The organism is Burkholderia sp. Bp8998 (assembly GCF_003854235.1).
GTDB lineage: Bacteria > Pseudomonadota > Gammaproteobacteria > Burkholderiales > Burkholderiaceae > Burkholderia.
Window position 1 is genome coordinate 64,358 of record NZ_QTQF01000039.1, and the last position, 9,341, is coordinate 73,698.

Below are 9,341 nucleotides of genomic sequence, written 5' to 3' on the forward strand. Positions count from 1 at the left end.
CCGACGCAGTTCTCCTGCCGCGGCTCGCGTTCCGCGAGCCCGCACGCCATCCGTTTCACATTGAATGACGCATCCGCGCGGTACAGTGCCGCGCGATGACGGCCATCGTGCCGCGTTCGGCTTCGCGCCGCCGCGACGCGGGCCGGCATGCGCACTTGGCACGGCAGGACAACCATGACTCTCGATTTCGCACTCCGTCTTTTCACCGCGTTCGCCTGCGGCGTCGCGATCGGCCTCGAACGCCAGATGCGGCAACGCACGGCGGGCCTGCGCACGATCACGCTCGTCGCGAGCGGCGCCTGCCTGTTCGTCACGCTCGGCGTGCTGACCGGCAACGGCGTGGCCGGCGTCACGCAGATCGCCGCATACGTCGTGTCGGGCGTCGGCTTCCTCGGCGGCGGCGTGATCATGCGCGACAAGGGGTCGATCCAGGGCATCAACACGGCCGCGACGCTGTGGTGCTCGGCCGCCGTCGGCGTGCTGGCCGGCTCCGGCCATTACGTGCCGGCACTGGCCGGCACGGGCGTCGTGCTGCTCACCAACACGGTGCTGCGCGGCGTCAGCCAGGCGATCAACGCGACCCCCGTGTCGAATGCCGATCTCGTGCGCGAATACCAGATCACCGTGATCTGCCTGGCCGCCGACGAAGTGCACATCCGCACGCTGCTGTCGAATGCGATGTATGCGAAACCGCTGTCGTTCCAGAGCCTGACGAGCGAGGACGTACCCGAGCAGCCGGACCGGCTGAAGGTGACCGCGACGCTGAAGCTGCATCCGAAGGATCAGCAGAAGCTCGAGCAGATCGCGAGCCGGATGAGCATGGAGAAGAGCATTTCCAGCGTGAGCTGGACCGCGAAGGAAGCGGAGCCGATGATGGAATGAGCGGCGGCGGCCGCTCATGCGCCCCGGCGGCACGACCGCCCCGCCGCCGGTGCCGCGTCAGGGCGTATCGATGAGCCCGGCCGAGATCGCCTTGACTACCGCCTGGACCTTGTTCGTCGCGGCGAGCTTCTCGAGAATGTTGTTCACGTGGAAGTTGACCGTGCGCTCCGAGATGCTGAGGATCTGGCCGATCTCGCACGCGGTCTTGCCTTCTGCCGTCCAGCACAGCACCTCGCGTTCGCGCGCGGTCAGCGTGACGCTCGCCTCGGGCGACAGCTTCGGCACCATGAAGCGGCTCATCAGCGAATGCGACAGGTTGGCGAGCCAGTTGGTCTGCAGCGTCAGCATGTTGATCTCGGCCGGCGTGAGCCGGTCCGCATGACGCGCGATGCTCAACAACCCGAACGCGCCGCGCGCCGCCCAGCTCGACTGCGCGACGCCCACCGACAGCCCGTGGTCGCGCGCGTCCTGCCACAGCGGACACGGATCGATCCGGTCGACGTCGGGCCAGACGATCATGTTGGTGCTGAGCGCACCGTCGCGAACCGTCGAGTCGATCTCGATGTAGTTCTGCGCCTGGTAGTGCGCCATCCAGCCGTCCGGATAGGTATTGAAGATCGCGACGGCCGGCTTGGACACGGGCAATGGCACGCGAATGCCGTAACAGCAATATTCGAAGCCCAGGCGTTTAGAATAGGCAGCAATCCGCTGGAAGAGCTGCTGCTCGTCTTCCGCGGCACTGAATTGTTGATAGGCATCCTGCCAGCGCAATTCCATTCTTTCTCCGACAACGTCACGCTGTCATACCTGTCAGGTGCCAGCGCCGGTTCGGGGCTGATACATTCCGCGCATGACTTCACCTTTGTTGCACCCGGTCCGCGGCCCGTCTCCGGACGGCTATGTGCGTCTGTCCGAAAACGCACTGGCCGCGCTCGCGCTCGACCATGTCGCGAGCGGCCTCGATGCATCGCTGCTCGCGGAACTGCGCGACAGTTCCATCGACGCGCGCCTGGCCGGCTACACCGAATGGCACCGCCCGGCCAGTGCCGGCGTCGCGTACCTGACGGTCGGCTGGGACTGGTATCTCGAACGCGCGACGGGCACGTTCGTGATCGCGGGCGGCGACGTCCGCAGCAACATCATGGCCGTCGACGCCGCCGGCGCCGACCTCGGCATGTTCCGCACCGCCGCCGTGCTCGCCGCGCGGCTCGCACACATCGACTGGCCGGCCGCGGTCGCATCGGCGCTGCTCGGTCGCAACGACGCCTATCATGCCGGTCCAACGCTCCAGTGACAACCGGCTGCGCATTCCTCTGACATTTCCACAGGACTGGCGCTCTTTATAAGCAAAAGCCGCCGGTATTTCAATCCCGCCGATCAAGAAACCGTTACCACCGGTCGAATGGTGTCGGCGCACGCTCACCCTGTAAGAGTTACCAGTTACCGCCTCCTCGGGACGCGCGATGTAATGCGTGCATACCAAAGTACCGATCCGAGGACACCATGCGGACCTTCGTTCACGAGGAAGGGCGGTTGCCACACGAACTTGCAGCGGATCTCGGGCGCTATCGGCGCCGTGTGTTCGTCGAACAGCTCGGTTGGGCGCTCCCGTCGGCGAATGAATGTTTCGAGCGCGATCAGTTCGATCGCGACGATACCGTCTACGTGTTCGCAAGAAACGCCGGTGGCGACGTGTGCGGATGTGCGCGCCTGTTGCCGACCACCCGCCCGTATCTGCTGAAGTCGCTGTTCGCCGACCTGATCGCCGAAGACGTCGCGCTGCCGCAATCGGCCGCCGTCTGGGAGCTGTCGCGGTTCGCGGCGACCGGCGACGAAGGCGGTCCAGGCAATGCCGAGTGGGCCGTCCGCCCGATGCTCGCCGCGGTCGTCGAATGCGCGGCGCAACTGGGCGCGCGGCAGTTGATCGGCGTGACGTTCGCGAGCATGGAGCGGCTGTTCCGCCGGATCGGCGTGCACGCGCACCGGGCAGGTCCCCCGAAACAGGTGGACGGTCGTCTGGTTGTCGCGTGCTGGATCGACATCGATCCGCAAACGTTTGCCGCACTAGAAATCGAGCCGGGACGGGCTGCCCGGCAAGCCATCGCCGCCTGAGCCGGAACGCGCGTAGTCCGGCCGGGCGGCATCGTAACGAAGGAGAACCACCGTGGACCAGTCTCAGGTCTTTCGCGCGATGATGCCCGGTTTGACGGGTGCCGGCGGCGCCCGCATCGCAGTCGCCTACCCGTCGTTTCCGCGGCCGCTGCCGCTCGTGCGGCTCGATCGCCGCGGGCTCGTGTTCCGGGCGGCCGGCGCCGCGCCGCTCGTGTGCGGGTTGCCGCGCGCGGCGACGCTGCTGGTTGCGGACGAGCCACTCTGCTCGCTGCGCCTCGTGATCCGCGACGTCGCCGCTGCCGGCGACGGCCGGCACGACCTGACGATGCAGCCGTCCGGTGCCGCCGGCGACGAGTTGCTGTGGCACGCGCTGCGCGAGCGCGAACCGTACCGGCAGATCCGGCAGCCGCTCGCGCCCGTCGATCCGTCCATCGCGCCGAACGGCGAGCCGCAGGCCGCTGGCGACGCCGCGCAGCGTCCGTCGCGCAGCGCGGCGTTCCGTCTGCGCTGCCATAGCGATGCGCTGTTCTTCGCCGACTGGCTCGAATATCACTTCGACGAGCTGCGCGCGCTGTCGCAACGGCACGGCCCGCAACTGCAGCTCAACCAGCTGCAGCGGCAGGTCGCCGACGACGAGGTCGGCGTGCGCTTCGTCTACGACATCGACGGACACGCGACACGGCACGCGCTGACCGACTGCGCGCGCGAGGCCTGCGCGTGGATCGAGACGGAAATGCGCGACAAGTACGCGGTGCCGGTTGCGCAGGAGCGGTTCGGCGCGTTTGCCGCGCACGCGCGGGCAGGCGGGATGTAAGCGCGGCGGCGGCTTCGCGGATACGCGACGGTCGCCGCACCGACGGACGTCGGCTTTTCGGCAGGACGCTGCGGGACGCCCGCGGCGGCTGCATGGCGCGCAACTCCACCCTGGTCAGAAAAGCCCGATGACGCTGCGTTGTACAATTACAACTAGGGCTTGCCAGCCCTCGGGTTTTCCCTTAAAGTTACATCCGTCTCCTCCATGTCTCCAAACATGGATTCAGCCCGCTCCAGTAGCGGGCTTTTTCTTGCCTGAAATAATTAATAGGGCCACATCAAAGCCCCCTGCTATCCGCCAGCAGCGCGCAGATTCGTCGACCCCGGCCAGAAGTAGCGGAAGGCAAATATCACCGCGCTACTCCGACTTGACCGGCATCGTCACAGACTGCGAACCAGATCGTGGCAAATGGTCGAGCCGCGGCAACCAGCCGAAAGCGATGGTCATCAGCGCCGAACCCGCGATGAGCATCGGCACCACCATGGGCCAAGCGCCGAAGTGGAAATGCGGATCGACGAAGGCCGCCGCCGTTTGTCCCATGCAGAATGCCGTGAACATCATGAGGAATCCGGACCACGATACCGCGCGCCCGGCCAGGCGCGGCAGCCCTCCCACGGCGTTGGCCTGCCCGCAAGGCTGGTGGATGCCGTGTCCGAGGCTATATACCCCGTGCCCCAGCAGCAGCGGCCAGGCGGCGTCGGGTAGCAGCCAGCAACCCAGTGCTTGAATGACGGCACCCGACAGGCTCAGAATTGCGCCCAGCCGCACCGTGCGCAATACACCGTGACGATGGAGCAGACGTCGGCAGGCGATCGTGCTCACCATGTAAACCAGCGAGCCGCCAGCAGGTATCCAGCCGTACAACTGGGGCGACAGGCCCAGGTAGCCGATATACACCATCGGCGACAGCAAAAGAAAACAGAAGATACCGCTGTAGGTCGTCGCGGCCAACATCGCCCACGCCCGAAACTCCGCATTGTTGAATATCTCGCGAATACTCCCGACGGGCGCTTGTACCGTGCTCACCTGGTAACGGGTTTCCGCAAAACCGCGCCAACACACGACGCACAGTACGAGCGCGTACAGGCTCATCCCCGCGAGCACCCACCGCCAACCCGCGTATTGCGAAACATAGGCGCCGATGATCGGCGCGGTCAGTGCTGCCGCTCCCAGCCCCGTGAGTCCACGCGCCATGACGTGCGGGCCTTCGTTGGCCGGATACAGGTCTCGTACGGCAGCGCGCGCACACACGAGGATGGCTGCCATTGCCAGTCCCTGGCACGCACGCGCCGCGATCAGCATCCATGCGCTGCCCGCGAGCGCTCCAGCCAATGCGGCGATGGCGTAGATTGCCAGCCCGGCCAGTAGCACGGGGCGACGGCCATGGCGATCGGCGAGACTCCCCATCGGCAACTGTCCGATGCCGAATGCGAGTGCGAACATCGTCAGGCTGGCGCTGGCCGACCCGAGCATGCCCGCAATTGCAGGCAGCGCCGGCAAGTAACTGTCGGTGGCGACCGGCTGCGCAGCCAGCAGGAAGGGCAATAGCAATGCGAAGCTCAAGGCGCCGCGGCGAATCATTCCGGCCTGTCTCGGTGAAGATTCATTCCACGTGGGACCATCGCGGCGACTCGAAAGAAGCGGTCGGGAAACGGTACGCGCCGGAAGGCACGTGCCGTCACACACGTCTGTGGAATCATTTTCGTGATGCAAAGGACAAATTGGCCTCAGTACGAGATGGTCGCGGCGCGCCGCAGTTCGTCGGCCGTGGCGCTGCCGAAGCCGAAGAACTCCAGATAGGCGGGAATCATCTCGAACAGCATGTCCGTGCCCACCTGTACTTCGCAGCCCTTGTCGCGGGCGGCGCGCAGAAACGGTGTGTACTCTGACTTCATCACCACTTCACCGACAAAACAGTCGGGCGACACACGTGCGACGTCGAACGGCAGCGGATCGCCCTCCTTCATCCCGATCGGCGTTGCATTGACCACCACCTCGAATCCGTCCGGATCGTTCGACCCGGTACGCACCGTCAGCGTCGGATAATGCTCGCGCAGCCGCCGGGCCAATTCGGCGGCGACCTCGGGCCGCGTGTCATACAGCGCCAGTTCCGCCACGCCGGCCGCAGCAAGCGAAGCGGCAATCGCCGAGCCTACACCGCCTGCGCCCGCAACCAGCACGCGCGCGCCGTCGAGCCGCCTCCCCTTGCGCAACATGCCGCGCACGAAACCGGCACCGTCGAACTGGTCACCCAGCAGGGTGCCGTCGGGACGCTTGAGCACCGCGTTGCAGGCGCCGGCGATGCGCACCGCCGGGGTGACTTCATCGACGAGCCCGACCGTCGTCACCTTGTGCGGCATCGTCACCAGCGCGCCGCGCAGGTTGGTGAAACGGAAGATCGACTCGAAACTCTGCACGTAGTCCTCGGCCTTGACGCCCATCGGCACCACGACAGCGTCGATCCCCTTCTGCTCGAACCAGGGGTTGTAGATCATCGGCGACTTGAAACTCTCGGTCGGGTAGCCGATGTGCGCAATGAGGGTCGTCTTTCCGGAAATCATGATCACTGGTGGCGCTCTCTTCCGTCAGGCGGCCAGGGCCTGTGCACGCAAGCGCTCGTACTCGGTCTTGCCAACCGGTTGCGCATCGGGCTTACCCAGATCGCTCATGTGGATCCGATAGGTCTCCCGAGCGCTCAACGCAGCCAGTGCCGCGATGACGGTGACCCCGAACGCGATCGCGCCGACGGTGAACCAGATGTTTGCCGCGCCGGGCGGCGCCACGGCCGTGAAGAGCGCCGGCAGCATCGCGGTAGCGGCGGTACCGATGTTCTGCGAGATCGCCATCGCGGATACGCGCGTGCGGGTCGGGAACAGTTCCGGGTAAAAGCTCGGGAACACCGCGTTGTACCCCTGATAGACCACGCCCCACATCAGAAGCGACATTGCAAAAGCCAGCGGCACGTTCTTGATGCTGATCGCGTACAGATACCCAAACGCGAGCAGCCCCGACACCAGCGCACCGAAAACGATCGGCGGCTTGCGGCCGATCTTGTCGGACAGGTTGCCGACGTACGGAATCACCAGCACCGCAACGATATTGCCCGCAACGGGAATCCAGAGATAGACGTCCTTCGCGAAACCGATGCCGTAGGCCGGCTGCACCGCGTATGCCGCGCCAAAGATCGTCGCGACCACCGGGATCACGTTCATCAGCGCCATGCAGACGACACGCAGCATGTCCGCCCAGTTGTACTTGAACGCGTCGACGACGGGCGAGCGCGAGCGTGCCTGCCGTCCCTCCTTGTCAGTGAAGGCCGGCGTCTCGTCCACCTTGCGGCGAATGATCCAGCCAGCGATGATGACCACCACGCTCAGCAGGAACGGAATACGCCATCCCCAACTGTTGAACTGCTCGGTCGGCATGTAGTGTGCGAGCGGCAGGAATACGGCAGCCGCCAGCACCTGCCCTGCCTGCACACCTTGCAGTGTGAAACTGGAGAAGAAGCCGCGACGGCCGAAGGGCGCGTGTTCCAGGATCATGGAACTGGCGCCGGAGATTTCTCCCGCCACCGCAAAGCCCTGAATCAGGCGGAGGATCACCAGCAATACCGGCGCGAGCAGGCCGACTTGGTCGTAGGTGGGCAACAGGCCGACCCCGATGGTCGACAAGCCCATCAGGAACATGCACGAAAGCAACACAGTCTTGCGTCCGTGGGTGTCACCGAGGTGACCCAGCACGAACGCACCGATCGGCCGCGCAACATAACCGACGCCGTAGGTTGCCAACGACGCGACGATCGCAGTCGTTGGATTGCCCTTCGGAAAGAATATCTGCGGAAAGATCAGCGCGGCCGCCGTCGCGTAGATGAAGAAGTCGTAGTATTCGAGCGCCGAGCCGATCCAGCCGCTCGCGGCGGCTTTCTTCGACTGGTGTTTGCCGTGGGGTTCGTGAGCCGCGGATACGGTCATGATGGTCTCCGTTTTCTTTAGACAAGTAACGATTCACTTACATCGTTTTACTGATCGAAAGCGTAGCCCCGCGTGGCGGCCGGAGACAAGGGAGTACTACCGCTTTTCGTTCGATCATCGCGCGCTCGCGTTCGTTTATCGTACGCTACGAGGGTTTCTCCGAGTCAGCGTCGTGGGGTGGATGACTGACTTACCGACGATCAAGACGACCTGATTTATCAGACGATTTGTTTGGAATGCGGCGCGATGCGAGCAACATAATCTTCGTCTGCCGGTCACGGTACCGAGGACCCCAATACTCGCCACGCGCGGCATGGGCGGACATTCCTTGCAGTTCTGCTTCTTGGCGTTGATCCTGTTCGATTCCGGGACGCTGGAAATCCGATTCGCGCGACATGCCAGCAGTTGACGTCCTCCGCCGCCTAAAGGCGGCGGATTCCCACTACTGGCGATGCACGTCCGCGTCGGAGAATGTTCAACGCAGCATTGGTATCACGATCATGCTCGACACCACAGTCACTGCAGGCCCACGCTCTTATTCTCAGTCCCGCGATACCTTTCGGCCGCGTCGTGCTGTCTTCCGACCCGCACGACGAACAGGACTGGGTCGAACCGCTTTCGTCCACTTCCTCGAACGTGGCCCCGTGCGCCATCGCCTTGTAACGGAGCTTGTCCCGGAAGGACGACCAGGATGCGTCGTAGACACTTTTCGCCAGCCCGGTCCTGGCGAGTTTCGAGGCCGACACGTTGCCGACCGCGATGTAATCGAAGCGCCGCACCAGATCGAGCGCGAGTTTGTGCTGGAAATCGGCGCGGGCATTCGCAATCTTGGCGTACAGCTTCGCGATATGCCGCTTGTGCTTTCGTGCTCGCTGCGCTTTCGCCAGCTTCTCGGCCGCGCGTCGGCCGAACTGGTCATTAGGCAGCTTCTCGCCGGTCGAAAGTGTGGCGAAGGCTTTCAGGCCAAGATCGATGCCGACACCAGAACGGATCGGGCGAGCCGGAACATCGGGCATCTCAATCACGATGTTGAGGAACCAGTTGCCGCGCGCATCCTGCGCAAAATTGGTTCGGTTCTTGATCTTGCCTTCGGGAAGCAGCCGGCTGTTGAACACGCGAAACGTGTTGCCGGCGAAACGGAACGCGTCACCCTCGCGCTTCAGGTCGCGGCCCTTCAGCGGCACCCAGCCCAGCGATTTCCTGCCGCGATAGCGCAGGTAGGGCCGACGGCGCTGACTGCGCGACTTCGCGTACTGCTCGCACGTAGCGTTGATCGTGCCGGAGTGGATGCCGAGTTCCTTGCTGCTGCCGGTCGTCAGCACATTTAGATCAAAACCCGACGGCCACCCCTTGTTCCACTTGAGCGCGTGCTTCTGCGTGTCATTGCAGAAGTTCCAGACCTAGTTCACCGCACGGCTCTGCTTGTTCAGGAGTCCGTTGAGCGACTTCACCCGGTAGCGGTAGACAAGAATCATGCCGGTCATTTTAGACAGTATGACTCCGCGTGGCAGGGGCTGGCCTCTCGTGAGGAATCAAACGTGGGTTAGCATTTCTGCCAGAGC

General features: G+C 64.3%; 8 protein-coding genes and 1 pseudogene. 4 read left to right on the plus strand and 5 right to left on the minus strand.

The genetic code is table 11. The annotated features are described in order from the left end of the window. Positions 1–174 precede the first annotated feature (174 nt). Positions 175–882 carry an MgtC/SapB family protein gene (locus DIE06_RS30090; protein WP_044843160.1) on the plus strand — a complete coding sequence of 236 codons (708 nt, stop codon included), beginning with the start codon at positions 175–177 and terminating at the stop codon, positions 880–882. A 57-nt stretch (positions 883–939) separates the two neighbouring features. On the opposite strand, the gene DIE06_RS30095 is transcribed toward DIE06_RS30090, so the two are convergent. After that, positions 940–1,659 (minus strand): autoinducer binding domain-containing protein, encoded by a 720-nt coding sequence (locus DIE06_RS30095; RefSeq protein ID WP_124664530.1) that lies wholly within the window; start codon positions 1,657–1,659, stop codon positions 940–942. Positions 1,660–1,732: 73 nt separating this feature from the next. Here DIE06_RS30095 and DIE06_RS30100 point away from each other — a divergent pair, with 73 nt between their 5' ends. The 3 genes from DIE06_RS30100 to DIE06_RS30110 all read left to right on the plus strand — a co-directional run bounded on the left by DIE06_RS30100 (position 1,733) and on the right by DIE06_RS30110 (position 3,808). Then, positions 1,733–2,176 (plus strand): DUF4902 domain-containing protein, encoded by a 444-nt coding sequence (locus DIE06_RS30100; protein ID WP_124664531.1) that lies wholly within the window; start codon positions 1,733–1,735, stop codon positions 2,174–2,176. Between the two features lie 209 nt (positions 2,177–2,385). Beyond that, a complete protein-coding gene (locus DIE06_RS30105; protein ID WP_124664532.1) occupies positions 2,386–2,994 on the plus strand; it encodes an acyl-homoserine-lactone synthase in 609 nt (202 codons plus the stop codon). A 52-nt stretch (positions 2,995–3,046) separates the two neighbouring features. Further along, the gene (locus DIE06_RS30110; RefSeq protein ID WP_185733507.1) at positions 3,047–3,808 is read left to right on the plus strand and encodes a hypothetical protein; all 762 of its coding nucleotides are present in this window, start codon (positions 3,047–3,049) and stop codon (positions 3,806–3,808) included. Between the two features lie 357 nt (positions 3,809–4,165). Here the strand turns inward: DIE06_RS30110 and DIE06_RS30115 are convergent, their stop codons facing one another. The 4 genes and pseudogenes from DIE06_RS30115 to DIE06_RS30130 all read right to left on the minus strand — a co-directional run bounded on the left by DIE06_RS30115 (position 4,166) and on the right by DIE06_RS30130 (position 9,254). Beyond that, the gene (locus DIE06_RS30115) at positions 4,166–5,389 is read right to left on the minus strand and encodes an MFS transporter (RefSeq protein ID WP_124664533.1); all 1,224 of its coding nucleotides are present in this window, start codon (positions 5,387–5,389) and stop codon (positions 4,166–4,168) included. Positions 5,390–5,535: 146 nt separating this feature from the next. Continuing rightward, the gene (locus DIE06_RS30120; protein ID WP_124664542.1) at positions 5,536–6,369 is read right to left on the minus strand and encodes a shikimate dehydrogenase; all 834 of its coding nucleotides are present in this window, start codon (positions 6,367–6,369) and stop codon (positions 5,536–5,538) included. Positions 6,370–6,393: 24 nt separating this feature from the next. Next, positions 6,394–7,779 carry an MFS transporter gene (locus DIE06_RS30125; RefSeq protein WP_124664534.1) on the minus strand — a complete coding sequence of 462 codons (1,386 nt, stop codon included), beginning with the start codon at positions 7,777–7,779 and terminating at the stop codon, positions 6,394–6,396. A gap of 422 nt (positions 7,780–8,201) precedes the next feature. Beyond that, positions 8,202–9,254: pseudogene (locus tag DIE06_RS30130) on the minus strand (RNA-guided endonuclease InsQ/TnpB family protein). Between the last annotated feature and the right edge of the window lie 87 nt (positions 9,255–9,341).